Source organism: Rhizobium quercicola (genome assembly GCF_021168455.1).
Taxonomy (GTDB): Bacteria; Pseudomonadota; Alphaproteobacteria; order Rhizobiales; family Rhizobiaceae; genus Ferranicluibacter; species Ferranicluibacter quercicola.
In genome coordinates this window covers 70,731-96,194 of sequence record NZ_JAJOZR010000012.1, presented here as the reverse complement: position 1 = coordinate 96,194, position 25,464 = coordinate 70,731, and the positions used below count along the sequence as shown (strand labels likewise).

The window sequence follows — 25,464 nt, the reverse complement described above, 5'->3', positions numbered from 1 at the left end:
CTCTCACACCGCCTCGCGCAATTGCTCCGCCGTCTGCAGATCCACGGAGACCAGCTGGCTCACGCCCTGCTCCGCCATGGTGACGCCGAAGAGGCGGTTCATGCGGGCCATGGTGATGGGGTTGTGGGTGATGATAACGAAGCGGGTTTCGGTCGAGGCGGCCATTTCGTCCATGAGGTTGCAGTAGCGCTCGACATTGTGGTCGTCGAGCGGGGCATCCACCTCGTCCAGCACACAGATCGGCGCGGGATTGGTGAGGAACACGGCGAAGATCAGCGCCATGGCGGTCAGCGCCTGCTCGCCGCCGGACAGCAGCGTCATGGTCTGCGGCTTCTTGCCCGGCGGGCGGGCGAGGATTTCGAGGCCGGCATCCAGCGGGTCGTCGCTCTCGATCAGCTGCAACTCGGCCGTGCCGCCGCCGAAGAGATGGCTGAAGAGGCGCTGAAACTGGGCGTTGACGATATCGAAGGCGGCGAGCAGCCGCTCGCGACCCTCGCGATTGAGGTTCTGGATGGCGCTGCGCAGCTTGCGGATGGCGTCGATGACGTCCTCGCGCTCCTTCAGGATCGCGGCCAGACGGTCGGACAGCTCGGTCTGCTCCTCTTCCGCGCGCAGGTTGACGGCGCCCAGGCGCTCGCGCTCGATCTTCAGGCGTTCGAGATCCCGCTCCACGATGCGCGGGTCGGACGGCAGGGCATCGACCGCGCGGCCGGTGAGGCGCAGCACCTCCTGCGGGCCGATGGACAGAGCCTGCCGGATCGCCGCCTCCACCTCGACGCGCTTTTCCCGCGCCGACATCAGCCGTTCCTCGGCGCGGCCGCGCTTCTCGCGGGTCTCCGCCAGTTCGGAGAGGGCGGTCGCGGCGAGCCGATCGGCGTCGCGCTGGCGGGTCTCGGCCTCGACCAGCCGGTCGCTCGCCGTGCGGCGGGCCGCTTCCATCTCCGCCAGGGCGCTCATCAGGGCGCGGCGCTGCTCGTCGAAGGCGTCGGGCGCGTCGAGAATGGCCTCGATCTCGTCGCGGGCCTCGGCCTCGCGGTCGCGCAGGGTGGCGATATGGTCGTCGGCGCTCGCCGCCCGGCTCGCCCATGTCTGGCACTCGGCGGCGATCGCCCGCAGACGGCGCTCGCGCGCCTCCGTCTCGCGGTTCAGGCCGTCCGAGAGGGCGCGGGCCTCGGCGAGTGCGGCCCGGTCGGCGGCCACGGCTGAGCCTTGCGCGGCGAGGCGCTGGTCGAGACCGGCCATGTCGGGCGCATCCTCGAGTGCCGCGGCGGCATCCTCCAGCGCTACGACAGCCTCCTCGTGGCTCTCCGCGATGCGGGCGGCGGCCTCCGTCAGCACCGCGCGGCGGCGGGCGAGATCGCCCCGGGCGCGCTCGGCCAGAGCCAGCGCATCGCGCGCCTCCGACAGGCGGCGGATCGCCTGCCGTTCCGCCTCGCGCGTCATCCGCAACGCATCGTCGCCAGCGCGGATCGCCGCCGCCGCCGCGCTCAGGATGCGCTCGCACTGCGCCAGAGCGTCGGCGGCCCCGGCGATTTCGGCGTCCAGCTCGCTCAGACGGTTGCGGTTCTCCAGCCGCAGGGTGGCGGCACTCGGGGCGTCGGCGCCGGTGACATGACCATCCCAGCGCCAGAGCGCGCCCGACCGGGTCACGAGCCGCTGTCCGGGCCGGAGCACCGGCTGCAGCCGTGCCGCCTCGGCATCATCCGCGACGATGCCGACCTGCGACAGGCTGCGCCGCAGCGTCTCCGGCACCGTCATATGGTCGATCAGGGGGGCGGCGCCGGCCGGCAGAGCCGGGTCGTCCCGGCCTGATCCCGGATCGCGCCAGTGCACGGGGGCGGAGGGATCGAGCGGGGATTCGAGGTCGTCGCCCAGCGCGGCGCCCAGCAGCGCCTCGAAACCGCGCTCGACGGTGATGGCATCGACCACGGGGCTCGCGCCGCCGGCCAGCGTGGCGGCCTCCAGCAGGCGGCGGATGGTGCGGGCCTCGGTTTCCGCCGCGCTCAGCCGCGCACGCGCGGCCTCCAGCGGGCCACGGGCCTCCGCCTCGCGCGCCCTCGCCTCGCCCAGCGCATGCTCGGCGCCGGCCACGGCCTCGGTCCGCGCCTCGATGTCGGCTTCCGCGGCGTCCACGGCCTCGCGGCATATCTCGGGATCTTCGAGCGCCGCGATCTCGCGGTCGAGCGTGTCGATCTCGCCTGCCTGCTCCGACATCTGGCGGGACAGGCGCATGCGTCGGTCGCCGAGATCGCGGATCGCGCGCTCCAGCTGGCCGCGGGCGGCCTGCGCCTCCGCGCGTTCGGCCGTCAGCGTGGAGAGGGTCCGTTCGCTCTCCACCAGCCGGTCCTGCGCATCGATCAGGCGCTCGCGCGCCTCGTCCGCCCGCGCGCCGGCATCCTCGGCGTCTTCCCGCAGGGCCTCGGCTTCCTCCTCCAGCCGCGCCATGGCGCCGGCATTGTCCAGCGCCAGACGCTCCTCGCGGGCGATATCCTCGCCCAGCTGTGCCAGACGCCGCTGCAGCTCGTCGCGCCGGCGCAGCGTGCGGCTCATATCCTCGTCGAGCTGGGTGCGGGCGATCTGCAGCCGCTGGAGGCCGGCGGCCGTGCGGGCCTCCTCCTCGCGCAGCTCCGGCAGCTTCAGGCTCGCGACCGCCTGGTTCCTCGCCGCCTCCATCTGCGCCTGCGCCTTCTCGGCCACCAGCGAGGTCGCCTGGTTGAGGAGACTGTCGGCGTCCGCCTCGGCCGCCTTTGCCTGCACCCAGCGGATGTGGAACAGCATGGCCTCGTGGGCGCGGATCTCGGCCGAGAGCATCTTGAAGCGATTGGCCTGCCGCGACTGGCGCTTGAGGCTTTCGATGCGGCTTTCGAGTTCGGCCGTCACCTCGTCCAGCCGCTCCAGATTGGTCTCGGCACCGCGCAGGCGCAGCTCCGCCTCGTGGCGGCGGGAGTGGAGGCCGGAAATGCCGGCGGCTTCTTCCAGCAATTGCCGGCGGGCCTGCGGCTTTGCGGCGATCAGCTCGCCGATACGCCCCTGCCCGACCATGGAGGGCGAGCGGGCGCCGGTGGAGGCATCCGCAAAGAGCAGCTGCACATCCTTGGCACGGGCCTCGCGGCCGTTGATGCGGTAGACCGACCCGTTCTCGCGCTCGATGCGGCGCGTGACCTGGATCTCGTCGCTGTCGTTGAAGGCGGCGGGCGCGGTGCGGTCGGTGTTGTCGAGGTAGAGGCCGACCTCGGCGGTGTTGCGCGCCGGACGCTTGCCGGAGCCGGAGAAGATGACGTCGTCCATGCCGGACGCGCGCATGTTCTTGTAGGAATTCTCGCCCATCACCCAGCGAAGCGCTTCGACGAGGTTCGACTTGCCGCAGCCGTTCGGGCCGACCACACCGGTCAGCCCGCGCTCGATGACGAACTCGGACGGCTCCACGAAGGATTTGAAGCCGATGAGGCGCAGCTTGGTGAATTTCATGACGGCGTGCCCGTCACGATCGGAACCCGCATCATCGAGAAAAACGGCACGGTTTCCCGTGCCGCAACCGGAAGCGACTTAGAGCAGAGGATCGATAAGGGCCGACATGGTGTCAACCGACATGTCTCCGGAATAGCGCTTGCCGTTGATGAAGAAGGTCGGCGTCGAAGCAACCTGGTACTCCTTCATGCCCTTCTGCATCACGGCGTTCACATCATCCAGAAGCTTCTGGTTCGTCAAGCAGGCCTCGAAGCTCTCCTGTGAAAAACCGGCGAGCTTGGACATCTGCAGCAGCGCATCGCGGCCGTTCTGGGCGGCGGCCCACTGTTCCTGCTGCTTGAAGAGCATGGACACCATGGGGAAATACTGGCCCTCCGGCGCGCAGCGCGCCAGCATGAAGGCGGCGGCGGCACGCGGATCGAACGGGAACTCGCGCAGCACGAAGCGCACCTTGCCGGACTCGACATATTTCGCCTTGATGGCATCGAAGGTCGTGTTGTGGAAATGCGCGCAGTGCGGGCAGGTCATCGACATGTATTCGACGATCGTGACCGGCGCATCGGCCTTGCCGATGGCCATTTCCGGCAGGGCGCCGGGCTCCATCAGCTTGGAAAGCTCGACCTCGCCGTCGGCCTGGGGCAGCTCTGCCGTCGCGGGCGCCGCAGCGGGCGCTGCCGCCTGGGCCATCTGGGTCTGGGCAGGCGCCGGCGTCGTTGCCGGGGTGGCGGCGGTGGACGACGTCGTCATCGTATCCGCCGGCTTCATCTCCGTCTTGGTCGCCGTATCGACCGTTTCGACCGGAGCCGCCGCATTCGCCGTCTCCTTCTTCTCGTCGCTGCAGGCGACGAGCGCGAGCGCCAGGGTGGCGATGGCCACACCGCTCGAAAGGCGTTTCAGCAAGGTCATTTCGGAAAGGGACATGGTTCACCTGTTCAAGCGGAGACGGGACCTTTGCGATATCGCGCCCGCCGGGGCCGGACAAGGGGCCCCCAGGGCCCATCGTTCAAAGAATTGTGAGGCATTTGTGGCGTGGAGGGTGGATGGCGGGATATTCCGGCGCGCTGTTGATCGGGCGGGCTCGCTGCTGATAGACTGCAAAGGGTCTGGTAGGAGCTTCGACGTCGAGAGGACAGACGCACCATGACGGCCATCATGATCAGGAACCTTCCCGAAAAAACCCATCAGGCGCTGGAAGCCCGTGCCCGCCGGAACGGGCGCACCACCGAGGCGGAAATCCGCGTTATTCTGGAAAGCGCCGCCGCGAGGGAGGAGCCGCTTGGTATCGGTTCCTATCTCAAGGCCATCGGGCAATCGATCGGAGGCATCGATCTCGACGACGGGCGGGACAGACAGGCTTACCAACCCCCTTCATTCAAATAATCATTCTCGACACGAATGTCGTTTCGGAACCTCTTCGCAAGATGCCAAGCGAACGCGTGCTTGCGTGGCTCGATGCACAGCCGACGGACGCGTTGTACTTGACGACGATCACGGCGGCCGAAATACTGTCCGGCATGGCGATCATGCCAGCCGGTCGGCGGAAGGACATGCTGCGAGAGGCGCTCGAACACCTCTTATCGATCGTGTTCCGCGGTAGGATCCTCCCTTTCGACATGCAGGCGGCACGGCAGTTTGCCGTCATCTCGCAGAAGGCGCGGGAAAAGGGGGCGGGCGTAGGAATGGCGGATGCACAGATTGCCGCGATTGCCGTCGCGAACGGATTCTCCGTTGCGGCACGCGACGTCACGCCATTTACGGCAAGCGGGCTGCACGTGATCAATCCGTGGACGGCCTGATCGACCCCTACCGCTTCTGCCCCAGCACCGCCGTTCCCAGCCGGGTCAGCGCCGCCTTCAGGCCTTCGTCCTCGATCTCGGCGGTCAGGGCTTCGAGATGCCGGGCGGGCTGGCCGGTCAGGGGGCGTGGGGGGCGGCGGGTGCGGTTCACGGGGGTGACCGGTTTCTGGACGATGCGGACGCGGTCGATGGCGGGAAAGCCGAAGAATCCGTTGATGCGCTGAACGAGTTCGCCCTCGGTGTGGGCGAGGAACAGGGCGCGGGCGCCGTCGCAGGCGATGGTGAGCACGCCCGGCTGGTGGCGGCTTTCGCCCGTCATTTCGGAAACGCGGCGCGGCCAGGCGATCTTTTCGGGCCGCGTGCAATCGGCGAAGGCCTCGCCGGCGATCTCGTCCCAGGAGCCGAGCAGCAGCGTGCTGATGCCGGCGCGCTTGGCCAGGACGGGATCGAGCAGGCCGTTGGCGACCTCGCTGATCTGCCTGACGCCTTTCGGGGTATAAGCGCCTTTCGGGGTATACGGCTTGGAAGGCGCCATGCGGTTGCTCCCGTGAGCGGTGATTGCGGGGTGAGTGGTCATCAGGCTCTACCCCACCGCCGCAGTTTCGGCTATGACGCGGGAGACGATACCGGCGTCGGTCAGGCTGTCTGCGACGATCTATAAAGGAAGTCGGGCCCTAGGACCATGATGCAACGTTTCACGTCCACGGCGCAGGCCCTGCCCTTGCCGAACTCTCCGCCCTCCCTCGCGAACCTGCTGCTCGACTGGTACGATCGCAGCCACCGCGTGCTGCCGTGGCGCATCACGCCGCCGATGGCGAAGGCCGGCAAGCGGCCCGACCCCTACCATATCTGGCTGTCGGAAGTGATGCTGCAGCAGACGACGGTGCAGGCGGTGAAGGCCTATTTCGCGAAATTTCTCGATCTGTGGCCGACGGTCGGCGATCTCGCGGCGGCCGAGACCGAGGATGTGATGAAGGCCTGGGCGGGGCTCGGCTACTACGCCCGCGCCCGGAACCTGAAGAAATGCGCCGAAGCGGTGGCGAGCCTGCATGGCGGGCGCTTTCCCGAGACCGAGGAGGGCCTGAAGGCGCTGCCGGGCATCGGCGACTATACCGCGGCCGCCATCGCCGCCATCGCCTTCAACCGGCAGAGTGCGGTGCTCGACGGCAATGTCGAGCGGGTGATCTCGCGGCTCTACCGGGTGGAGACGCCGGTGCCGGCGGCGCGGCCCGACATGCGGCGGCTGGTCGCCGCGATCACGCCTGCCGATCGGCCCGGCGATTTCGCGCAGGCCATGATGGATCTCGGCGCGACCATCTGCACGCCGCGCCGGCCGGTCTGCGCGCTCTGTCCGATCAACGCGGATTGCCGCGCCTTCAAGGCCGGCGACCCGGAGCGCTTTCCGGTGAAGCTGGCGAAGAAGGCAAAGCCGGTGCGGTACGGCACCGCCTATGTCGCGACCGACGCCGCGGGCGCTGTCTATCTCTGCAAGCGGGGCGACAAAGGGCTGCTCGGCGGCATGACCGAGGTGCCGGGCACCGACTGGACGGCCGATGCGCAGGCAACCCCGACACCGCCGTTCGCCACGCAGACCGTGCCCGTCTGGCGCGACTGCGGCGGCATCGTGCATGTGTTCACCCATTTCGAGCTGCGGCTTGCCGTGCGCCATGCCGAGGTCGCACGCGACGCCATCACGGCGAACGGCTGGTGGGAGCCGCGCGCGACACTCGCCGCGCAGGCACTGCCGACCGTGATGAAGAAGGTGATCGAGAAGGCCCTGCCCGGCTCTTTTGCGAAGGCGTCATAAATCCTGCGCCGTCACGACATAGGAACGGTCCGGAGACGAAGAGGCTCCGGGACCGATGATACGAGGAGAGACACCCATGACCGACGCGACGACACCCATCCGCCATATCGTGTTCGATATCGGCAAGGTGCTGATCCATTACGATCCGCATATCCCGTTCAGCCGGATCATTCCCGACGAGGCCGAGCGCAACGCCTTCTTCGCGACCGTCTGCACCCATGAATGGAACCTGGAGCAGGACCGCGGCCGCAGCTGGGCGGACGCCGAGGACCTGCTGGTGGCGCAGCATCCCGAGCAGGAGGCAAACATCCGCGCCTTCCGCGCCCATTGGGGCGAGATGGTGCCGCATGCCTACGAGGAGAGCGTGGAGATCCTCGAAGGTCTGATCGCCAAGGGCTACGACGTGACGATGCTGACCAATTTCGCTTCGGACACCTTTGCCGAGGCGCGGGCGCGCTTTGCCTTCCTCAACCTGCCGCGCGGCGTGACCGTGTCCGGCGAGAAGCGGCAGATCAAGCCGGATCGGGAGATCTACGAGACGCACCAGGCGGCGTTCGGCCTTAAACCCGCGGCCACGCTGTTCATCGACGATAGCCTGCCCAATGTCGAGGGTGCACGGGCGGCCGGCTGGCAGGCGGTGCAGTTCATCGACGGCCCGACGCTCAAGGCGGATCTCGCACGATTCGGCCTGCCAGTGTAGGGCACAGCTTTCATTTCACGGAAAGGCCACATTCGGTTCAGGCGGCGTTCACCCGCCTGGCGATATGATGGCCCCGTCATCTTGACCGATCATTCTGCGAGGACGCTTTCATGGCGAATTACTACGGCACCAACAGGAACGACATCCTGACCCAGAACAAGCTGTCCGAGGTGTCGATCTACGGTTACGGCGGCAACGACACGATCAACCTCAACCGCACCGACAGCCTCGGCGGCTTCAATTACGTGGATGCGGGGTCCGGCAACGACCGAGTCGTCAACTATTATGAGGGTGGCAACGACATCTTCCTCGGCACCGGCAACGACCTCTACATCGCCGATATCCGTGCCGAAGACGGCAAGGCCTATGACGTGGTCTCCGGCGGCGACGGCAACGACATCTTCCAGGTCAATTCGGAAGCCAGCGTCTACAAGGGCGACAGCGGCAACGACACCTTCTTCTCCGTCGGCTACAACAACAGCTTCAACGGCGGCACCGGCGTCGATACGATCAGCTACGAGCTGCAGGATTCCTACGCCTCGCAGCGCGGCAAAGGCGTCGATATCGACCTCGACAAGGGCACGGCGACCATCGACAGCGACCAGATCGAGGATCTCGCCAACATCGAGAACGCCACGGGCACCAATTCCGCCGACGACATCACCGGCTCTGCCGACCGCAACGTGCTGAAGGGCCTCGGCGGCGCCGACAATCTCTATGGTCTGGAGGGCAATGACGGGCTTTATGGCGGCGCCGGCAACGATGTCCTCTATGGCGGCGCGGGCGCCGACGACCTCACCGGTGGCATCGGCCGGGATTACCTGAACGGCGGCACGGGTGCGGACATCTTCTACTTCGACACGATTTCCGACAGCCGCGTCGGCAGCGGCCGCGACGTGATCGCCGACTTCACGGCCGGGGAAGGCGACCTCATCGATCTCTCCGGCATCGACGCCAACACGCGCGCCAGCGGCAACCAGACGTTCGACTACATCGGCAATGACGGTTTCAGCCGCCATGCCGGCGAACTGCGTTTCTCGAACGGCATTCTCTCCGGCGACGTCAACGGCGACGGCCGCGCCGATTTCGAGGTCAGCGTGTCGGGCGTCACCAAGATGTATGCGGACGACTTCATTCTCTGACGGTCTTTCGCCGTCCCTGCCAAACAGCAACGCCCGGCCGCTTTTCCAAGCGGCCGGGCGTTTCAGATTCCTCCGGGACTGAAGGTACGAAACCGGAGGAAAGACGACCGTCGGCGGGCTTTTCCCGTCGACAGATCGCAGTCCCGCTTCGTCTTGGGGCACGAGCTCCGGCAACACCCGGAACCCCCGCCCGCATCGCGGTCTGCCGGTGGTTGATCACGCGGCGGTATCGCAGGCATGAGACTAGCGGCGCAGAGGTTAAATTCTCTTAAACATTGCGGGCGGATTCTGGCGGGTGGGTGACATCTGGACACGACAGGTCACCACCACCCTCGGCGTGGAAGTGTCTCCCCTTTTCACCCCGTCGCTGCCCCTCACCCTAACCCTCTCCCCGCGCGCGGGGAGAGGGGACTTGCCCTGCTCGTTGTTTCGAAATCGGGTAGAAGCGGTGCCACACGCCCCTTCGCCCCGCCCGCGGGGAGAAGGTGCCGGCAGGCGGATGAGGGGCCGACGCAGGCGTTAACTCTCTGGTTTACACCCTCACCCCAGCCGCGCCATGTCCGCGCGAATGACGGTGCGCAGGTCGTCGATCGGCCGCAGCACGCCGCCGTCGTCGTAGTGCCAGAAGGTCCAGCCGTTGCAGGCGTCGAGGCCCTGCACCCTGGCGCCGAGGCGGTGGATGGAGCCGGCCTCGCCGCCCGAGGCGAGCGTGCCGTCGGCGCGCACGATGGCGCTGTGGCGGCGGCGGGCATCGGTGAGGACGGCGCCGGGCTTGATGAGGCCGCTTTCCACCAGCACGTTGAAGGCGACGCGGGGTTCGGCGCGCTTGCCGGTCATGACCGACAATGTGGCACCGCCCAGCGGCTCGACCGCCGCGATGCGGGCACGGGCCGCGTCGATATAGGTCTGCTCGCGCTCGACGCCGACATAATGCCGGCCGAGGCGCTTGGCGACGGCGCCCGTGGTGCCCGAGCCGAAGAACGGATCCAGCACGACATCGCCCGGCCGGGTGGAGGCCATCATGACGCGGGCAAGCAGCGCTTCCGGCTTCTGGGTCGGGTGGACCTTGTCGCCGTTTTCGTCCTTCAGACGCTCGCCGCCCGAGCAGATCGGGAACACCCAGTCGGAGCGCATCTGCACGTCGTCGTTCGCCGCCTTCAGGGCGTCGTAGTTGAAGGTGTAGCCCTTGCCCTTGGCGCTCGGGCTCGCCCAGATCAGCGTCTCATGCGCGTTCTGGAACCGGCGTCCCTTGAAGTTCGGCATCGGGTTGGTCTTGCGCCAGACGATGTCGTTGAGGATCCAGAAGTTCAGGTCCTGCAGGATCGCGCCGACGCGGAAGATGTTGTGGTAGGAACCGATGACCCACAGCGTGCCGTTGGGCTTCAGCACGCGGCGGCAGGCGAGCAGCCAGGCGCGGGTGAAGGCATCATACGCCTCGAAGGAGGCGAACTGGTCCCACGCATCGTCGACGGCATCGACCAGCGACTGATCCGGACGGTGCAGGGCACCGCCGAGCTGCAGGTTGTAGGGCGGATCGGCGAAGACGACATCCACCGAATTGTCGGGCAGCTTTTCTAGGGCGGACACGCAATCGCCCTTGATGATGGTGTCGAGCCACCCGCCAGCAGCGGCGGGGGAGATTTCAGCAGACAAAACGACGGAAGACTTCAGGGACACCATGACTACTCGCTGATACGCTGACTCTGGGACACAAATTCTGCTGCTATGGTTACCGAGTTTGGTTACCAAAGGCTGAAGAGGCGGAAAACTTGCGCGAAAAACCGACGGATGGAAAAGGAACGCGCTTTGCGGTAAGCTTGCTTTTATGAAAACGCGCCTTGATCGAAGACATGTCATGGAGCGCCTCCGCGACGACGCCGAGGCGGTGCGCTCCTGTGGAGCTACATCGCTTTACGTCTACGGCTCCGTTGCGCGGGACGAGGCTAACGCATCAAGCGACATTGATCTTTTCATCGACTACGACCCGGCAAGTCGATTTAACGCATTCGATCTCATCGGCATAAAACTGATGCTGGAAGAGCGTTTGGAATCTCCGGTCGATATAACGACCCGAGATGGGCTTCACCCCAGGTTGAAAGCCGACATCGAGGCCTCTGCTCTCAGGGTGTTCTAGTGGCACGTGACTTCCGGCATGCACTTGATGACATGAATGCTGCGATTATTGGAATTCAGACAGCCGCCGCGGGTAAGACGATACAGGATTACAGTTCGGACTGGATGCTCAGGCACGCGTTGCAAAGGGCCATCGAGATCATATCCGAAGCAAGCCGATCTCTCCCGGATGACGTGCGAGCAACACGTCCCGAGATCCCCTGGCAGCGGGTGAAGACGATCGGAAACGTTATACGTCATGAGTATCACGGACTTTCCGACCCGATCTTGTGGAGCGTCATCATTGACGAGATTCCACAACTCGAGCGCGCCGTTTCGGCCCTCATGGAGCAGTATCCGTGAGCTGGTCGCCCTAAGCGCAGTGCATCTCCCTCCAGTTTCCATCGCCCGCCGCATTGTCCCCCGCCGCCCCCTCGTGTAAAGCGCGGGCATTCCCCATGCATCAGAGATTGTCCCCCATGTCCGGTATCGACCTCATCATTTTCGATTGCGACGGCGTGCTCGTCGATTCAGAGATCATCGCGTCCGAAGTCGAGGCGGCGCTGCTGACGGAGGCGGGGTATCCGATCTCGACCGAGGAGATGGCGGAGCGTTATGCCGGGATGACGTGGCAGAACACGCTGCTGGCCGTCGAGCGCGAGGCAACGATCCCGCTGTCGGCAAGCCTCATCTCGCGCCACAGCGAGATCCTCGAACAGCGGCTGAAGGACGACGTCGAGATCATCGAAGGCGTCAAGGCGGCGCTGTCGCAGATCCGGCTGAAGAAATGCGTCTGCTCGAACTCGACCTCCGAGCGGCTGGCGATGATGCTCGGCAAGGTCGGCCTGAAGGACCTCTTCGGCCGCAACATCTTTTCCGCCCGCGACCTCGGCGAGGACAGGGTGAAGCCGAAGCCGGATATCTTCCTGCATGGTGCGGCCCAGATGGGCATCGATCCGTCGCGGGTGATCGTGGTGGAGGATTCCGTGCACGGCGTCCACGGCGCCCGCTCGGCCGGCATGCGCGTCATCGGCTTCACCGGCGCCTCGCACAGCTACCCCTCGCATGCCGACGCGCTGACGGAAGCCGGCGCCGAAACTGTCATCTCCCGCATGACCGCCCTGCCCGCCACCATCGCGGCGCTGGCGGAATGGTCGGAGGAGCTTGGGGACTGATCGGGCCCGGGCGCCGCGAGCGGCGACACAGGCGCCTGACAAGGCGCGCGGCCTTTCGGGCGACCGCGCTCGTCTCGCTTGCCTACTTCCGCTTCTTCTTCGGCGCAGCCGCGGCCGGGGCCGTGTCGAAGCCGACATAGACCTTGGCGAAGTCGCCGGCGCCGCCGTTGATGGGGGCGGATTTGGTGAAGATGAACTGCTGGGCGCCGGTGCCGGCCTGGACGGTGACGGGCAGCTGGGTCACTTCGGAGAACAGCGTGTTGTTCTCGTCGCTCGCGGTGACGCGGATGGGCAGGTTGATCGTGCCGGGGCCGCCGGCCGGACCCGTGGTGACGCGGCCCTGGACCACGACATTGACCGTCAGGGTCGTATCGCTCTGCACGCACTGGCGCGTCGAGTCCACGAGCGAGGCCTGGTAGATGATCTGCGTCGGGTCGTCCTTGGCGCCTTTCGCATAGGTGCGGTAGACCGAGGTGGCATCGCGCATGAAGACCTGCGGGCACTTCGCCTGGATGACGGCGGGCGTGGCGGATGCCGCGCTGGCGCCCGCGTCGATCGCGCCGCCCGTGTCCGGCGTATTGCAGCCGGCAAGCGCCAGAAGACCTGCAAATGCCGCGATGCGGCTGACTGTATGACCCACCATTCGATCCGACCCCCTGTCGCTGCCCGCGCTCTCACGGCGCCTGTCCGTCGCCGTCTGCCGACGGCCAACATTGCCACCGCCCGCAGGCGGACGGCCGTTGCACAGCCCCGGACACCCTGCTCAAAGGCAGGCTTTCCAGTGCTGCGGCGATGGTCTATAGCAGCGGCGCGCCGGAAAATCGATTGGACTCGCGCGCGTTCCGGTCTTTTTTGTAAGCCCCGCCCGAACTTGAGCGTCACGTGCCGCGCGTTCGGGACGTGTCCACCGTCGCCGCGCGGCACGAAACGAGGATGACGAACGTGAAGTATGTTTCGACCCGGGGCGAGGCCCCTGCGCTCGGTTTCAGCGACGCCCTGATGGCGGGCCTTGCGCGCGATGGCGGGCTCTACGTGCCGGAGACATGGCCGGCCCTGTCGAAGCGCGAGATCCGGAACCTGCGCGGCCTCTCCTACCAGGAGGTCGCCTTCCGCATTCTCAAGCTCTTCGTCGATGGCGAGATCGAGGATGCGACGCTGCGCGGCATGATCGACGAGGCCTATGCGACCTTCCGGCACCCGGCCGTGGTGCCGATCGTGCAGACCGGGCCGAACGCCTTCGTCATGGAGCTGTTCCACGGCTCGACACTCGCCTTCAAGGACGTGGCGATGCAGCTGCTGGCGCGGCTGATGGACCATGTGCTGGCGACCCGCAACGCGCGCGCCACCATCGTCGGCGCGACCTCGGGCGACACGGGGGGTGCTGCGATCGACGCCTTTGCCGGGCGCGACCGCACCGATATCTTCATCCTGTTTCCCCACGGCAAGGTCTCGCCGGTGCAGCAGCACCAGATGACGACGTCCAAGGCTTCCAACGTGCATGCGATCGCCATCCGCGGCAATTTCGACGATTGCCAGACGCTGGTCAAAGACATGTTCAACGACGGGCCGTTCCGCGATCGCGTGCATCTGTCGGGCGTCAATTCGATCAACTGGGCGCGCATCATGTCCCAGATCGTCTATTATTTCACGACGGCAGTGGCGCTGGGCGGGCCGGACAGGAAGATCTCGTTCACCGTGCCCACCGGCAATTTCGGCGATATCTTCGCGGGCTACGTGGCCATGAAGATGGGGCTGCCGATCGCGCGGCTCGTGGTCGCCACCAACGAGAACGACATTCTCGCCCGCACGCTGAAGACCGGGCGCTACGAGATGCGCGACGTGCGCGCGACGACCTCGCCCTCGATGGACATCCAGATCTCCTCGAACTTCGAACGCCTGCTGTTCGAGGCCTTCGACCGGGACGCGGGCAAGGTGCGCGCCGCCATGGGCGGGCTGAAGCAGTCGGGCGCCTTCGCGATCGAGGACAAGGCGCTGACGATGATCCGCGGCCTCTTCCGCGCCGGACGCGCGACGGAAAAGCAAGTGGCGGAAACCATCCGCGCCACGCTGGAGGAGACCGGCTATCTCTTCGATCCGCACAGCGCCATCGGCGCCTTCGTCGCCGCCAAGCATATGAAACCCAACGCACCTATGGTGACGCTGGCCACCGCGCACCCCGCGAAATTTCCCGCCGCAGTAAAATCGGCCTGCGGTATTGACCCGGCGCTTCCGACGTGGCTTGCTGACCTGATGGACAGGGAGGAGCGCTTCGACATTCTGGATCCCGAGCTGAAAGCCGTCGAGGCCTATATCGGCGAGCACGCCCGTATCCGGACCTAGTGCGCAGAAAGACCGATGATGAAAGTTGAGTGCACCCGGCTTGCCTCCGGGCTGACGGTCGTGACCGAAACCATGCCGCACCTGGAAAGCGTCGCGCTCGGCACGTGGATCAAGTCCGGCTCCCGCGACGAGACCATCGAAGAGCACGGCATCGCGCATCTTCTGGAGCACATGGCCTTCAAGGGAACGGCGTCGCGCTCCGCGCGCGATATCGCCGAGCAGATCGAGAATGTCGGCGGCGAGGTCAATGCCGCGACCTCGACCGAGACGACCTCCTATTACGCCCGCGTGCTGAAGGACGACACGGCGCTCGCCATCGACATCCTCGCCGACATCCTGACGGAATCGTCCTTCGACGAGGAAGAGCTGGAGCGCGAGAAGAACGTCATCCTGCAGGAGATCGGCGCGGCGAACGACATGCCCGACGACGTGGTGTTCGACCGCTTCGCCGAAACCGCCTTTGCCGACCAGATCGTCGGCCGGCCGATCCTCGGCACGCCCGAAACGGTCATGTCGTTTTCCGCCGACCAGATCCGCACCTATCTCGGGCGCAACTACACCACCGACCGCATGTTCGTCGTGGGTGCCGGTGCGGTCGATCACGATGCCTTCGTGGCGCAGGTGCAGGAACGCTTCGCCAGCCTGCCGCAGCAGCCGGCGGAAGCGCCGCTGATCGAAAAGGCCCGCTACACCGGCGGCGACACCCGCGAGGACCGCGACCTGATGGATGCGCAGGTCCTGCTCGGTTTCGAGGGCAAGGCCTATCATGGCCGCGATTTCTACTGCTCGCAGATCCTCGCCAATATTCTGGGCGGCGGCATGTCCTCGCGGCTTTTCCAGGAAGTGCGCGAGCATCGCGGCCTCTGCTATTCGGTCTATGCGTTCCACTGGGGCTTTTCCGACACCGGCATCTTCGGCGTCCACGCCGCGACGGGCGGCGAGAACCTGCCGGAGCTGATGCCCGTCATCATAGAGGAGCTGCGCAAGTCGGCCGATCATATCGATCAACAGGAAATCGACCGCGCCCGCGCGCAGATCCGCGCGCAGCTGCTGATGGGGCAGGAAAGCCCCGCGGCCCGCGCCGGCCAGATCGCCCGGCAGATGATGCTCTACGGCCGCCCGATCCCCAACGAGGAGCTGATGGACCGGCTGTCCGGCATCACGGTCGAGCGACTGACCGATCTTGCCGGCCGCCTGTTCTTCGAAACCGTGCCGACGCTTTCGGCCATCGGCCCCGTCGACAAGCTGGCGCCGATGGCGGATATTCTCGGCGGACTGACCCGCGACACGGCCCTGCCGCGGGCGGCGAACGGCTGAACCCGGTCCGGCGTCTTCCCGCCGGCACCGTTTCTAACTGCGATCCCGGCCCGATATGCGACCCCGGCGGAGGTTTTCATGACACGATCGGTGTTTCGGTTTCTGTCACGGCAGCCGGACCCGGTCAGGATCGAGAGCGACACGCATCTGCTGCGCCTGCCGCGCGGCTCCGACTACCGGCAATGGTTCGCGCTGCGCCGGGAAAGCCGGCCTTTCCTCGAGCCGTGGGAGCCGACCTGGCGGGCGGAAGAGATGACCGAGAGCGCTTTTCGCGCCCGTGCCATCCGCAGCGAGCAGGAATTCCACTCCGGCCAGGCCATTCCCCTCTTCGTCTTTGCGCGTGATACCGAGACGCTGCTGGGCGGCCTCACCATCGGCTATATCAGGCGCGGGGCGGCGCAATGCTGCATGATCGGCTACTGGATGGGCGAGCGCTTTGCCGGTCAGGGGCACATGGCCGCGGCGGTCCGGCTCTCCATCCCCTACATCTTTTCGACCCTTCAGTTGCACCGTATCGAGGCAGCCTGTATTCCGGAAAACGACAGGAGCATCAGGCTCCTTGAAAAGGCCGGCTTTCACCGCGAAGGCTATCTGCGTGAGTATCTCAAGATCAATGGGCAGTGGCGCGACCACCTGATCTTCTCCCTTCTTTCGCGTGACATCGCGCCCAACAGGACTGCTAGCGAGTGACCCATCCCTTCCGTCCGACGCTTTTGCCGTCGATCCGCAGGCTGCCCGGGCTGGTGCTGGCCCTGATGCTTGCGATGATGTGGCTCGGCGGGGGCCAGGCCCATGCCATCGAGCCCGTGAAGATCTCGCGCGAGGACACCGCGCTCGACCTCACCGCGACGACCGAGATCTATACCGGCCGGGGCGAGGCCTTTCAGGTCTCCACCGCGCCCGGCACGGACGGCATCGTGCGGCGCATCGAGGTGCGCTCCAGCGCCGACAACCATCAGGGCGACTGGGCCGTCTTCGCGCTCGCCAACGTGTCGGAAGAGCAGCTGGAGCGCGTGATCGTCGCGCCGCATTTCCGGCTGGTGAATTCCAAGATCTTCTGGCCGGACCTCGGTTCGCAGCGCATCCTTTCCATCACCCCGTCGGAAGGCTTTGCACTCGACCGGCAGCCGAGCGAGGAGGCCGACGTCTTCCGCATCACGCTCAATCCGGGCTCGGTCATCACCTTCGTCGCGGAGCTGGCGACGCCCGACCTGCCGCAGATGTATCTGTGGGAGCCGGACGCCTACAAGGACACGGTCAACGCCTTCACGCTCTATCGCGGCATCGTGCTCGGCATTGCCGGCCTGCTGGCGGTGTTCCTGACCATCCTGTTCGTCGTCAAGGGCACCTCCATGCTGCCGGCGACGGCCGCGCTCGCCTGGGCAGTGCTCGCATATATCTGCGTCGATTTCGGCTTCCTGTCCAAGCTGATCGCGATCACCGCCGGCGACGAGCGCATATGGCGGGCGGGAACGGAGGTGTTTCTGGCGGCCGGCCTCGTCATCTTCCTGTTCACCTATCTGAACCTCAATCGCTGGCACCAGCACCTGTCCTATGCGACGCTCGCCTGGATTCTCGGTCTCGGGCTGCTCTTCGGCGTGGCGATCTACGATCCCGCCATTGCGGCGGGGATCGCGCGCATCTCGTTTGCCCTGACCGGCACGGCCGGCATCATCCTCATCGCCTATCTCGGGCTCAACCGCTACGACCGCGCGATCCTGCTGGTGCCCGCCTGGCTGCTGACCCTCGTCTGGCTGTTCGGCGCCTGGCTGACGGTGACGGGGCGGCTTTCCAACGACATCGTCCAGCCGGCGCTGGGCGGCGGGCTCGTGCTGATCGTGCTCCTCATCGGCTTCACGGTCATGCAGCACGCCTTTGCCGGCGGCGCCTACAGCCAGGGCCTGTTCTCCGACCTCGAACGCCAGTCGCTGGCGCTGACCGGCTCGGGCGATACCGTGTGGGACTGGGACGTGGCGCGCGACCGGGTGGTGACCATTCCCGACGTCTCGCAGCAGCTGGGCCTCACGCCCGGCGCCATGCACGGGCCGGCCCGCAACTGGCTGCCGCGCCTTCACCCCGACGATCGCGACCGCTTCCGCGCGACGCTCGACATTCTGCTCGAGCACCGCCGCGGCCGCCTGAACCACGATTTCCGCATTCGCGCGGAGGACGGGCATTATCACTGGCTGTCGATCCGCGCGCGGCCGGTTCTGGGCGCCAATGGTGAAATCATCCGCTGCGTCGGCACGCTGGTGGATATCACCGAACAGCGCAATTCGCTCGACCGGCTGCTGCACGATGCGCTGCACGACAACCTGACCGGCCTGCCGAACCGCCAGATCTTCCTCGACCGGCTGCAATCCATCCTGGCGCTGGCGCCGGGTGCGAACGGCGTGCGCCCGACGGTGATTGCCATCGACATCGACCGCTACAAGCAGAACGTCAACGACGTGCTGGGGATCGCCGCCGGCGACAACATCCTGATCGCGCTGACGCGGCGGCTGCGGCGGCTTCTGAAGCCGCAGGACACGCTGGCGCGGCTCGGCGGCGACCAGTTCGGCCTGATCCTCATTTCGGAGCGCGACCCCGCCAAGGTGGCGGATTTCGCCGAGGCCGTCAGCCGCGCGATCATGGTGCCGATCAGCTTCGGCAATCGCGAGATCAGCCTCACCGCCTCGGTCGGCCTCGTCTCCTGGGTGGACCAGAGCCAAAGCGCGGCCGGGCTGCTGGACGATGCCGAGCTTGCCATGTTCCGCGCCAAAAAGGCGGGCGGAAACCGCGTCGAGCCCTATCGCCCGGCTTTCCGCACCTCCGGCACGGACCGGCTGCAGCTGGAAACCGACCTGCGCCGCGCCATCGAGCGCAACGAGCTTTCCCTCGTCTACCAGCCGATCGTGCGGCTGAACGATGCGGAAATCGCGGGTTTCGAAGCGCTGATGCGCTGGGACCACCCGAAGCGCGGCAGCATCCCGCCGTCCGAGTTCATCCCCATCGCCGAGAGTTCGGAAGTCATCAACCAGCTCGGCCTCTTCGCCTTCGAGCGGGCGACGAGCGATCTTGGCGAATGGCAGATCCAGACCGGCCAGCTGCCGATCTTCGTGTCCGTCAACCTGTCGAGCGGCCAGCTGCTCAACAACGACCTCCACGACGACATCCGCGCCATCCTGCACAAGAACCGCTGCAACCCCTCGCAGGTGATGGTGGAGCTGACGGAATCGCTGATGATGGAGAACCCGGAACAGGCGCGTCTGGTGCTGCAGAAGCTGCGCGACAGCGGGCTGAAGCTGGCGCTGGACGATTTCGGCACGGGCCACTCCTCGCTCGCCTATCTCACGCGCTTCCCGTTCGACACGATCAAGATGGACAAGGCGCTGGTGAAGGACGAGAGCGACAAACGCACCATCCTGCTGCGCTCCGTCATCAACATGGCCCGCGAACTCGACATGCAGGTCGTGGCCGAGGGTATCGAGTCCGAGGAAGACGCGATCCAGCTCGGCCAGATGGGCTGCCATTACGGCCAGAGCTTCCTCTTCGGCCCCCCGATCTCGTCGGATCTGATCCAGCGGTTGCTGAAGGAGCGGTTTCCGTTGATGAAGCGGGCGTGAGGGTTCTTCGGCAGTCGGCAGTCGGCAGTCGGAGACTTTAAACGGACGGCGGGGCTGTCGATACGATTGGCGAATTCCGATTTCCGACTGCCGCTAAACGCAAAATGCCCCTCTCGACGAGAGGGGCATTTTGCGTTTGGCCTTTACGCCGCAGCGGACGTCTCGATCGGAGGCTGGGACAGGGGCAGCAGGCCCTGGCCGGCCTTGTGGATCAAGCGGTTGAGGAACTCCAGCTTCTGCACCACGGGGATCGACAGCACGAAGGGGTAACTGTCGGTCTGGCCCATGGAGCGCTGGATGCTGTTCAGCGCGACGCTGAGCGGGACCCAGGCATCGACCAGGGTCTGGGCGTCGCGGACGTTGTAGGGATCGAAATCGACTTCGGCGGCCATTTCCTCGTGGCGGCGGGGGTCGGTGGAGAGGCCGAAGGCGCGCGCGGTTTCCAGCGTATCGACGATGTGGAAGAAGTGCGCCCAGCATTCGGCGAAGTCTTCCGACGGGTGGCAGCTGGCATAGGTCGAGATGAAGCGGTTCTGCCAGTCGGCCGGCGGGCCCTGCTCGTAATTGCGCTGCAGGGCTGCGGCATAGTCTTCGCGCTCGTCGCCGAAGAGGGCGCGGGCCTCGGCCAGCGTTTCCTCGTCGCGGCAGAGCTGCGCGAAGTAGAAATGACCGATCTCGTGGCGGAAGTGGCCGAGCAGCGTGCGGTAGGGCTCGCCCATGGACACGCGGATGCTTTCCCGTGTGGCATCGTCGGCTTCCGCGGCGCGCAGGCTGATCAGACCGTCCTCATGGCCCGTCATGGCTGCCTGGATGACGTTGCCATTGGCATCGACCTCGTCGGCGAGAAAATCGAACACCAAACCGCCCTGCGGATCGGCATCGCGGCCCGGGCGCGGCAGGTTCCAGCGCAGGATCGAATAGAACAGGTGGCGCTGCGCCTGACCGATCTTCTGCCAGCGCTGCACGCCTTCCGTATTGTCGGTGACCGGGACGATGTGATTGTAGCTGCAGGCCACGCAATAGGTGTGGCCACTGCCGGCCGGGACGAGCCAGTTGCAGATGTCGTTGGCCGCATTGGCGCAGAAGCGCACGGCCGTATCCGTCTGGCCGATGACGGTCCACTGATCGCCGCCGGCCGGTGCCAGCGCCTTCATGCTCAGGGACTCCGTCTCGAAGCCGAGGCGCGAGCCGCAATTCACGCAGGTTCGATTGTCGAAATGCACGGAATTTCCGCAATTGCTGCACGTAAAGAGCTTCATGGTCGTTTCGTCCCTGGGGCCATCCGCGCGGATGGCATCTGATGGTTGTGGCTCCGCAGCGCCGGCGTCTTTCAGAACGTCCTGTTGTCACTGCCCTACATAGTATGTCGCCTGAAGCGGCGGCCACCCGCTCGGCGGATGGACGAACCGACAGACGAGGAAATGCCCGCCGGCACGAGGCACAGCGGGCATTCGGCGCACGTCGCCATCCAGTTGAACCCGTCAGGACGGCAACGGTTGCGCACCTCGTCGCTACGGTCAGAACCGTAGCAAAACTTTGTTACAGGCGATCGACGGCACCCTTGACGGTGTCCTTGGCCTTGCCGGATGCCTGCTGGACTTCGCCCTTGACTTCCTGCGCCTTGCCTTCGGCCTGCAGACGATCATTATCGGTCATCTTGCCGACGGCCTGCTTGACGTTGCCTGCTGCCTGGTTGGCGGCGCCGGATACCTTATCGGAAATGCTACCCATGTGCGTAACTCCCTGTCTATCAGGCGGCTGCTTTATTGCTGTGCCGCTTGCCTTCAAAACGGGGTGTCGGACAAAATGTTCCGCGATTTGTTCATAAGGAATCGAGAAAAAGCAACGTCTTGCTTGAGGCCGTGACGAGCCGCGCCTCAGGCGTGGCCGGCCGTCATCGACAGCATGGCGGGGGCGACGCCCATCGCGGCCAGCGCGCGATCGTACTTGTCGCCGAGGTCGCGATCGAAGATCAGATCCTCGTTGGCCGCGCAGGTCAGCCAGCCATTGTTGGCGATCTCGGCCTCCAGCTGCCCGGCGCCCCAGCCGGCATAGCCGAGCATCATCATGGCGCGGGACGGGCCGGCGCCGCGGGAGATGGCGCGCACGATATCGAGCGTTGCCGTGAGGCAGATATCGTCGCTGACGGGAATGCTCGATTCGCTCAGGTAATCGTCGGAGTGGAGCACGAAGCCGCGGCCGGTCTCGACGGGACCGCCGGTCTGGATCTGGAACGCCCGCGTCCGCTCCGGCAGCCGGATCGCCTGCAGGCGATCGACGATTTCCAGATGCAGGAGCACATCGGGAAAGGTGAGCTGCTGCGGCCGGTTCAGGATGAAGCCCATTGCGCCATCGTCGGAATGCGCGCAGACGAAAATGACCGTACGGGCGAAATTGCTATCGACCATACCGGGCATGGCAATCAGGAACTGCCCGTCCAACATGCCCCGTTCACGGTTTTTCTGGAATGTCGCCATCATGGTGCCTTGCCCTTGTTCCGGTTGAGGTCCGTCCCGCCTTTTTCGATGCCTGCCGTTTCGAATTTTCAGGATGTCGACACTACGGGTGCCGGTCGGGATGACAGCTCGGCCATCCTGTCTCTTGAAGCCGATGTCCCGCCGATCGTTCCATTGAACCGGATCGATCCTTGCATCGCGCCTTCAAGAAAAATTGCGCGAGAATCCGAGCCGCCGCATCCTGCCGATCTTCTCCGACCCTGCCAAAACCGCTATGGCTCTGCCCATGATCGGACGCCTGACACTGCAGAGTTTGACGCATTCGGCCCGCGTGGCAACCCTCGCCACCGTGTTTTTTTTCGCGGCTGCAGCAGGCGGCGGGGTGGCCTTTGCCGCGCGCAGCGCCTGGGTGGAGACCGTGGGCGGCGGAATCCGGCTGGTCACGGGCGCGCGCCTCGCCGACGGAACGCTGCCGGCCATGCTGGAAATCCGGCTGGAACCGGGCTGGCGCACCTACTGGACGAACCCGGGTTCGAGCGGCATTCCGCCGGAGGTGACCATCACCGGAAGCGGCCCGGGCGCAGGCAGCCTCGTCTATTCCGGCCTGCGGCTGCCGGCCCCCAGGCGGTTTGCCGAGGGCAATCTCGACTATACCGGCTACGACCGGCCTGTCGCCTTCCCGCTTCTCTTGACGAGCGATGCTGGCAGGGATCTGACGCTGAAGGCGGCGGTCTTCCTCGGCATCTGCCGGAGCATCTGCATTCCCGTGCAGGCCGAGCTCGACCTTCCGCTTGCCGCCGATACACCCGACAACCCGCTGGATACCGCGCGCGTGCGCGCCGCCTTCGCTGCCCTTCCCGCCGCACCCATGCCGGATTTCGAGGTGGTGCAGGCGATGTTCGACGTGCCGGCGCAGGCGATCGCGCTGGCCGTGCGGCTGCCGGCGGGTGCGGCCCTTTCGGACGTGTTCCTTGCGGCCCCCTCCGGCTACGTCTTCCATCCGATGGAGAGCCAGGTCGGTGCGGACGGACTGACGCGCGTGCGCATCGGCGCGAAAGTGCCGGCGAAAGCCTCCGCCGCGCCGAACGACGGCACGCCAGGCGACGGCGAGATCCAGGCGACGATCAGCGTGCGCATCGGCGCGGAGAGCCGGGCCATCGAAACGCCGCTTGTCTTCAAGCGCTGAAAATCTATATCCTTCTTCTGCGCCTGTCCGGCGCACCGATTTTCCACGCGGCGCGCGGCTTGCGCTTCGCGCCGTCATCAGAGCCCATCCCCCGAAGCCCCATTCCCTGAGCGAGGACCTTCCCTTTGACCATTTCGATCGGCGACAAGATTCCATCTGCGACCTTTAAGGAAAAGACCGTCGACGGCCCGGTGGAGGTCACCACCGACGCCCTGTTCTCCGGCAAGCGCGTCGTGATCTTCGGCGTCCCCGGCGCCTTCACGCCCACCTGCTCGCTCAACCACCTGCCCGGCTATCTTGAAAATCGCGACGCGATCCTCGCCCGCGGGGTCGACGACATCGCCGTCGTCGCCGTCAATGACATCCACGTCATGGGCGCCTGGGCGACCGCCTCGGGCGGCATGGACAAGATCCACTTCCTCTCCGATTGGGACGCCGCCTTCACCAAGGCGCTCGGCCTCGACATCGACCTCTCGGCGGGCACGCTCGGCGTGCGCTCGAAGCGCTATTCGATGCTGGTGGACGACGGCGTGGTGAAGACCGTGAACATCGAGGAAAGCCCGGGACAGGCGACGGTGTCTTCGGCCGCGACCATGCTGGAGCAGATCTGAGGAGTGCAGCATGCGGCAGCCCCTCATCCGGCTGCCGCCACCTTCTCCCCGCCAAGCGGGGAGAAGGGATGCTTGGCAAGCGCTTGGTCCTCTCTCGAAGGCCAAAGGTCCGGTCCGGGGCGGTGCTCCGGGTCCCTTCTCCCTGTCAAAACGGGGAGAAGGTCGCGGCAGCGGGATGAGGGGCTGGCCGCAGATTCGAGAGCCGCGCTTTAGGCCGCGACGCCGTCCCTCAGCCCAGCTTCACCGCCCGCTTCGTCTTGAACGGCTCCATGCCCTTGCGGGCCAGCTCGTCGGCGCGTTCGTTTTCCGGGTGGCCGGCGTGGCCCTTGACCCAGTGCCAGGTGACCTTGTGGGTGCGGTTGGCGGCGTCCAGCGCCTGCCAGAGTTCGCCGTTCTTCACCGGCTTGCGGTCGGCCGTCTTCCAGCCGTTCTTCTTCCAGCCGTGGATCCATTTCATGATCCCGTCCATGACGTATTTGCTGTCGGTGTGCAGGTCCACCTCGCAGGGCTCCTTCAGCGAGGTCAGCGCGGTGATGGCGGCGAGCAGTTCCATGCGGTTGTTGGTGGTCTCGGCCTCACCGCCGCAGAGGTCCTTTTCGGTCTCGCCATAGCGCAGCACAGCGCCCCAGCCGCCGGGGCCCGGATTGCCCGAGCAGGCGCCGTCCGTGAAGATGTCGATGTGTTTCATGCGTCGGGTTCCGAAATCGTCAGGCCATATTCGAGCGCCGTGTTCACCGAGCGGTGGAACTGGAGCTTGCGGAGATATTCGAGCGGGTCCTTCTTGACCACCAGCGCGCCGGCCGGCGTCGTCAGCCAGTCGTAGAGCCGTGTCAGGAAGAAGCGCAGCGCCGAGCCGCGGGCGAGAAGCGGCAGGGCCGCGATCTCGCCAGCCGTCAGCGGGCGCACCGACTGGTAGCCGGACAGAAGCGCCATGCCCTTGGTCATGTTGAAGGCGCCGTCCTTCTCGAAGCACCAGGCATTGAGGCAGATCGAGACGTCATAGGCGAGCAGATCGTTGCAGGCGAAGTAGAAGTCGATCAGGCCGGAGAGATTTTCGCCGAGAAAGAAGACGTTGTCGGGGAAGAGGTCGGCATGGATGACGCCGGCCGGCAGGTCGGACGGCCAGTTGGCTTCGAGATGGTCGAGTTCGGCGGCGATCTCGGCGGCGACACCCGGCTGCACCTCGTCGGCGCGGTCCTTCGCCTTGTCCCAGAGCGGGCGCCAGCCGGAGACGGACAAAGCGTTTTCCCGCGACAGGGCGAAGCCTTCGCCCGCGACATGCATTTCGGCCAGCGCCCGGCCGACCTCGCGGCAGTGGGCGGCCTCCGGCTTGCGCAGCCACATGCCTTCGAGAAAGGTGATCATGGCGGCGGGGCGGCCGGACAGCGTGCCGAGCAGGGCGCCGTCCGTGCGGGCGAGCGGCAGCGGGCAATTGAGACCGCGGTCGGCCAGATGCTGCATCAGGCCGAGGAAGAACGGGAGATCGCCGGGATCGACGCGCTTCTCGTAGAGCGTGAGGATGAAGGCGCCCGTGGTGGTGTGCAGCAGGAAGTTGCTGTTCTCCACGCCTTCGGCGATGCCCTTGTAGGAGGTGAGCTCGCCCACTTCATAGGCGGCGAGAAACCGCTTGAGGTCGTCTTCGGAGATATCGGTATAGACGGCCATGTGAGCCCTGTGCGGTGGTTGGTTGACGGAAGGCCCTCTCTGCCCTGCCGGGCATCTCCCCCGCAAGGGGGGAGAGGACGTGTG

The 25,464-nt window shown here is 66.0% G+C and carries 24 protein-coding genes; 14 read left to right on the top strand and 10 right to left on the bottom strand.

Annotated elements, in window-relative coordinates:
* Window positions 1-3 precede the first annotated feature (3 nt).
* Complete coding sequence (locus tag LRX75_RS18185) at window positions 4-3,468, bottom strand: chromosome segregation SMC family protein (RefSeq protein WP_231816086.1); 3,465 nt, start codon at window positions 3,466-3,468, stop codon at window positions 4-6.
* A 78-nt stretch (window positions 3,469-3,546) separates the two neighbouring features.
* Entirely contained in the window at window positions 3,547-4,389 is an 843-nt protein-coding gene (locus LRX75_RS18180) for a DsbA family protein (protein ID WP_231816085.1), read from the bottom strand.
* A gap of 219 nt (window positions 4,390-4,608) precedes the next feature.
* On the opposite strand from LRX75_RS18180, the gene LRX75_RS18175 reads away from it, so the two are divergent.
* Both LRX75_RS18175 and LRX75_RS18170 read left to right on the top strand, forming a co-directional pair.
* Entirely contained in the window at window positions 4,609-4,848 is a 240-nt protein-coding gene (locus LRX75_RS18175) for a FitA-like ribbon-helix-helix domain-containing protein (protein ID WP_231816084.1), read from the top strand.
* Entirely contained in the window at window positions 4,839-5,264 is a 426-nt protein-coding gene (locus tag LRX75_RS18170) for a type II toxin-antitoxin system VapC family toxin (RefSeq protein ID WP_338110338.1), read from the top strand. Before LRX75_RS18175 ends, LRX75_RS18170 begins: the two co-directional genes overlap by 10 nt.
* Window positions 5,265-5,271: 7 nt before the next feature.
* Here LRX75_RS18170 and LRX75_RS18165 read toward each other — a convergent pair whose 3' ends face one another.
* Window positions 5,272-5,799 (bottom strand): DUF721 domain-containing protein, encoded by a 528-nt coding sequence (locus LRX75_RS18165; protein WP_231816082.1) that lies wholly within the window; start codon window positions 5,797-5,799, stop codon window positions 5,272-5,274.
* A 150-nt stretch (window positions 5,800-5,949) separates the two neighbouring features.
* Between LRX75_RS18165 and mutY the strand changes: the two genes are divergently transcribed.
* From mutY to LRX75_RS18150, 3 genes are all read left to right on the top strand, one after another.
* A complete protein-coding gene (gene mutY / locus LRX75_RS18160) occupies window positions 5,950-7,071 on the top strand; it encodes an A/G-specific adenine glycosylase (RefSeq protein ID WP_231816156.1) in 1,122 nt (373 codons plus the stop codon).
* A gap of 76 nt (window positions 7,072-7,147) precedes the next feature.
* Window positions 7,148-7,771, top strand: a complete 624-nt coding sequence (locus tag LRX75_RS18155) for an HAD family hydrolase (RefSeq protein ID WP_231816081.1) — start codon at window positions 7,148-7,150, stop codon at window positions 7,769-7,771.
* A 110-nt stretch (window positions 7,772-7,881) separates the two neighbouring features.
* Window positions 7,882-8,913: a calcium-binding protein gene (locus LRX75_RS18150; RefSeq protein ID WP_231816080.1), complete on the top strand. Its 1,032-nt coding sequence runs from the start codon at window positions 7,882-7,884 to the stop codon at window positions 8,911-8,913.
* Between the two features lie 540 nt (window positions 8,914-9,453).
* Here the strand turns inward: LRX75_RS18150 and LRX75_RS18145 are convergent.
* The gene (locus LRX75_RS18145) at window positions 9,454-10,593 is read right to left on the bottom strand and encodes a site-specific DNA-methyltransferase (protein ID WP_231816079.1); all 1,140 of its coding nucleotides are present in this window, start codon (window positions 10,591-10,593) and stop codon (window positions 9,454-9,456) included.
* A gap of 175 nt (window positions 10,594-10,768) precedes the next feature.
* Between LRX75_RS18145 and LRX75_RS18140 the strand changes: the two genes are divergently transcribed.
* The 3 genes from LRX75_RS18140 (at window position 10,769) to LRX75_RS18130 (ending at window position 12,200) form a co-directional block, all read left to right on the top strand.
* A complete protein-coding gene (locus tag LRX75_RS18140) occupies window positions 10,769-11,047 on the top strand; it encodes a nucleotidyltransferase family protein (protein ID WP_231816078.1) in 279 nt (92 codons plus the stop codon).
* Window positions 11,047-11,388 carry a HepT-like ribonuclease domain-containing protein gene (locus LRX75_RS18135; protein ID WP_231816077.1) on the top strand — a complete coding sequence of 114 codons (342 nt, stop codon included), beginning with the start codon at window positions 11,047-11,049 and terminating at the stop codon, window positions 11,386-11,388. Before LRX75_RS18140 ends, LRX75_RS18135 begins: the two co-directional genes overlap by 1 nt.
* A 116-nt stretch (window positions 11,389-11,504) precedes the next feature.
* A complete protein-coding gene (locus LRX75_RS18130) occupies window positions 11,505-12,200 on the top strand; it encodes an HAD family hydrolase (RefSeq protein ID WP_231816076.1) in 696 nt (231 codons plus the stop codon).
* An 82-nt stretch (window positions 12,201-12,282) separates the two neighbouring features.
* On the opposite strand, the gene LRX75_RS18125 is transcribed toward LRX75_RS18130, so the two are convergent.
* The gene (locus LRX75_RS18125; protein WP_231816075.1) at window positions 12,283-12,843 is read right to left on the bottom strand and encodes a hypothetical protein; all 561 of its coding nucleotides are present in this window, start codon (window positions 12,841-12,843) and stop codon (window positions 12,283-12,285) included.
* Between the two features lie 290 nt (window positions 12,844-13,133).
* On the opposite strand from LRX75_RS18125, the gene thrC reads away from it, so the two are divergent.
* The 4 genes from thrC to LRX75_RS18105 all read left to right on the top strand — a co-directional run bounded on the left by thrC (window position 13,134) and on the right by LRX75_RS18105 (window position 19,462).
* Window positions 13,134-14,540, top strand: a complete 1,407-nt coding sequence (gene thrC, locus LRX75_RS18120) for a threonine synthase (RefSeq protein WP_231816074.1) — start codon at window positions 13,134-13,136, stop codon at window positions 14,538-14,540.
* A 15-nt stretch (window positions 14,541-14,555) separates the two neighbouring features.
* Window positions 14,556-15,857, top strand: a complete 1,302-nt coding sequence (locus LRX75_RS18115; RefSeq protein WP_231816073.1) for a M16 family metallopeptidase — start codon at window positions 14,556-14,558, stop codon at window positions 15,855-15,857.
* A gap of 78 nt (window positions 15,858-15,935) precedes the next feature.
* Complete coding sequence (locus LRX75_RS18110) at window positions 15,936-16,547, top strand: GNAT family N-acetyltransferase (RefSeq protein ID WP_231816072.1); 612 nt, start codon at window positions 15,936-15,938, stop codon at window positions 16,545-16,547.
* A 65-nt stretch (window positions 16,548-16,612) separates the two neighbouring features.
* Complete coding sequence (locus LRX75_RS18105; protein ID WP_231816155.1) at window positions 16,613-19,462, top strand: EAL domain-containing protein; 2,850 nt, start codon at window positions 16,613-16,615, stop codon at window positions 19,460-19,462.
* 143 nt (window positions 19,463-19,605) lie between these two features.
* Here the strand turns inward: LRX75_RS18105 and LRX75_RS18100 are convergent, their stop codons facing one another.
* From LRX75_RS18100 to LRX75_RS18090, 3 genes are all read right to left on the bottom strand, one after another.
* Window positions 19,606-20,721, bottom strand: a complete 1,116-nt coding sequence (locus LRX75_RS18100) for a zinc-binding metallopeptidase family protein (RefSeq protein ID WP_231816071.1) — start codon at window positions 20,719-20,721, stop codon at window positions 19,606-19,608.
* Between the two features lie 280 nt (window positions 20,722-21,001).
* Window positions 21,002-21,193: a CsbD family protein gene (locus LRX75_RS18095; protein WP_113151773.1), complete on the bottom strand. Its 192-nt coding sequence runs from the start codon at window positions 21,191-21,193 to the stop codon at window positions 21,002-21,004.
* A gap of 146 nt (window positions 21,194-21,339) precedes the next feature.
* Window positions 21,340-21,939, bottom strand: a complete 600-nt coding sequence (locus tag LRX75_RS18090) for a YqgE/AlgH family protein (RefSeq protein WP_231816154.1) — start codon at window positions 21,937-21,939, stop codon at window positions 21,340-21,342.
* A gap of 253 nt (window positions 21,940-22,192) precedes the next feature.
* Here LRX75_RS18090 and LRX75_RS18085 point away from each other — a divergent pair, with 253 nt between their 5' ends.
* Window positions 22,193-23,104, top strand: coding sequence for a protein-disulfide reductase DsbD domain-containing protein (locus LRX75_RS18085; protein ID WP_231816070.1), 912 nt, complete (start codon window positions 22,193-22,195; stop codon window positions 23,102-23,104).
* A gap of 125 nt (window positions 23,105-23,229) precedes the next feature.
* Window positions 23,230-23,715 carry a peroxiredoxin gene (locus LRX75_RS18080; protein WP_231816069.1) on the top strand — a complete coding sequence of 162 codons (486 nt, stop codon included), beginning with the start codon at window positions 23,230-23,232 and terminating at the stop codon, window positions 23,713-23,715.
* A gap of 229 nt (window positions 23,716-23,944) precedes the next feature.
* Here LRX75_RS18080 and rnhA read toward each other — a convergent pair whose 3' ends face one another.
* Both rnhA and LRX75_RS18070 read right to left on the bottom strand, forming a co-directional pair.
* Complete coding sequence (rnhA, locus tag LRX75_RS18075; RefSeq protein WP_062594637.1) at window positions 23,945-24,403, bottom strand: ribonuclease HI; 459 nt, start codon at window positions 24,401-24,403, stop codon at window positions 23,945-23,947.
* On the bottom strand, window positions 24,400-25,380 hold the full coding sequence (locus LRX75_RS18070) for a homoserine kinase (RefSeq protein WP_231816068.1): 981 nt from the start codon (window positions 25,378-25,380) through the stop codon (window positions 24,400-24,402). The genes rnhA and LRX75_RS18070 overlap by 4 nt, the downstream gene beginning before the upstream one ends.
* Between the last annotated feature and the right edge of the window lie 84 nt (window positions 25,381-25,464).

Coding starts and splice junctions, on each gene's coding strand:
- LRX75_RS18185 (WP_231816086.1), bottom strand. CDS start 3,468: ATGAAATTCACCAAGCTGCGCCTCATCGGCTTCAAATCCTTCGTGGAG.
- LRX75_RS18180 (WP_231816085.1), bottom strand. CDS start 4,389: ATGTCCCTTTCCGAAATGACCTTGCTGAAACGCCTTTCGAGCGGTGTG.
- LRX75_RS18175 (WP_231816084.1), top strand. CDS start 4,609: ATGACGGCCATCATGATCAGGAACCTTCCCGAAAAAACCCATCAGGCG.
- LRX75_RS18165 (WP_231816082.1), bottom strand. CDS start 5,799: ATGGCGCCTTCCAAGCCGTATACCCCGAAAGGCGCTTATACCCCGAAA.
- mutY (WP_231816156.1), top strand. CDS start 5,950: ATGCAACGTTTCACGTCCACGGCGCAGGCCCTGCCCTTGCCGAACTCT.
- LRX75_RS18155 (WP_231816081.1), top strand. CDS start 7,148: ATGACCGACGCGACGACACCCATCCGCCATATCGTGTTCGATATCGGC.
- LRX75_RS18150 (WP_231816080.1), top strand. CDS start 7,882: ATGGCGAATTACTACGGCACCAACAGGAACGACATCCTGACCCAGAAC.
- LRX75_RS18145 (WP_231816079.1), bottom strand. CDS start 10,593: ATGGTGTCCCTGAAGTCTTCCGTCGTTTTGTCTGCTGAAATCTCCCCC.
- LRX75_RS18140 (WP_231816078.1), top strand. CDS start 10,769: ATGGAGCGCCTCCGCGACGACGCCGAGGCGGTGCGCTCCTGTGGAGCT.
- LRX75_RS18130 (WP_231816076.1), top strand. CDS start 11,505: ATGTCCGGTATCGACCTCATCATTTTCGATTGCGACGGCGTGCTCGTC.
- LRX75_RS18125 (WP_231816075.1), bottom strand. CDS start 12,843: ATGGTGGGTCATACAGTCAGCCGCATCGCGGCATTTGCAGGTCTTCTG.
- thrC (WP_231816074.1), top strand. CDS start 13,134: ATGACGAACGTGAAGTATGTTTCGACCCGGGGCGAGGCCCCTGCGCTC.
- LRX75_RS18115 (WP_231816073.1), top strand. CDS start 14,556: ATGATGAAAGTTGAGTGCACCCGGCTTGCCTCCGGGCTGACGGTCGTG.
- LRX75_RS18110 (WP_231816072.1), top strand. CDS start 15,936: ATGACACGATCGGTGTTTCGGTTTCTGTCACGGCAGCCGGACCCGGTC.
- LRX75_RS18105 (WP_231816155.1), top strand. CDS start 16,613: ATGCTTGCGATGATGTGGCTCGGCGGGGGCCAGGCCCATGCCATCGAG.
- LRX75_RS18100 (WP_231816071.1), bottom strand. CDS start 20,721: ATGAAGCTCTTTACGTGCAGCAATTGCGGAAATTCCGTGCATTTCGAC.
- LRX75_RS18095 (WP_113151773.1), bottom strand. CDS start 21,193: ATGGGTAGCATTTCCGATAAGGTATCCGGCGCCGCCAACCAGGCAGCA.
- LRX75_RS18090 (WP_231816154.1), bottom strand. CDS start 21,939: ATGGCGACATTCCAGAAAAACCGTGAACGGGGCATGTTGGACGGGCAG.
- LRX75_RS18085 (WP_231816070.1), top strand. CDS start 22,193: ATGGCTCTGCCCATGATCGGACGCCTGACACTGCAGAGTTTGACGCAT.
- rnhA (WP_062594637.1), bottom strand. CDS start 24,403: ATGAAACACATCGACATCTTCACGGACGGCGCCTGCTCGGGCAATCCG.
- LRX75_RS18070 (WP_231816068.1), bottom strand. CDS start 25,380: ATGGCCGTCTATACCGATATCTCCGAAGACGACCTCAAGCGGTTTCTC.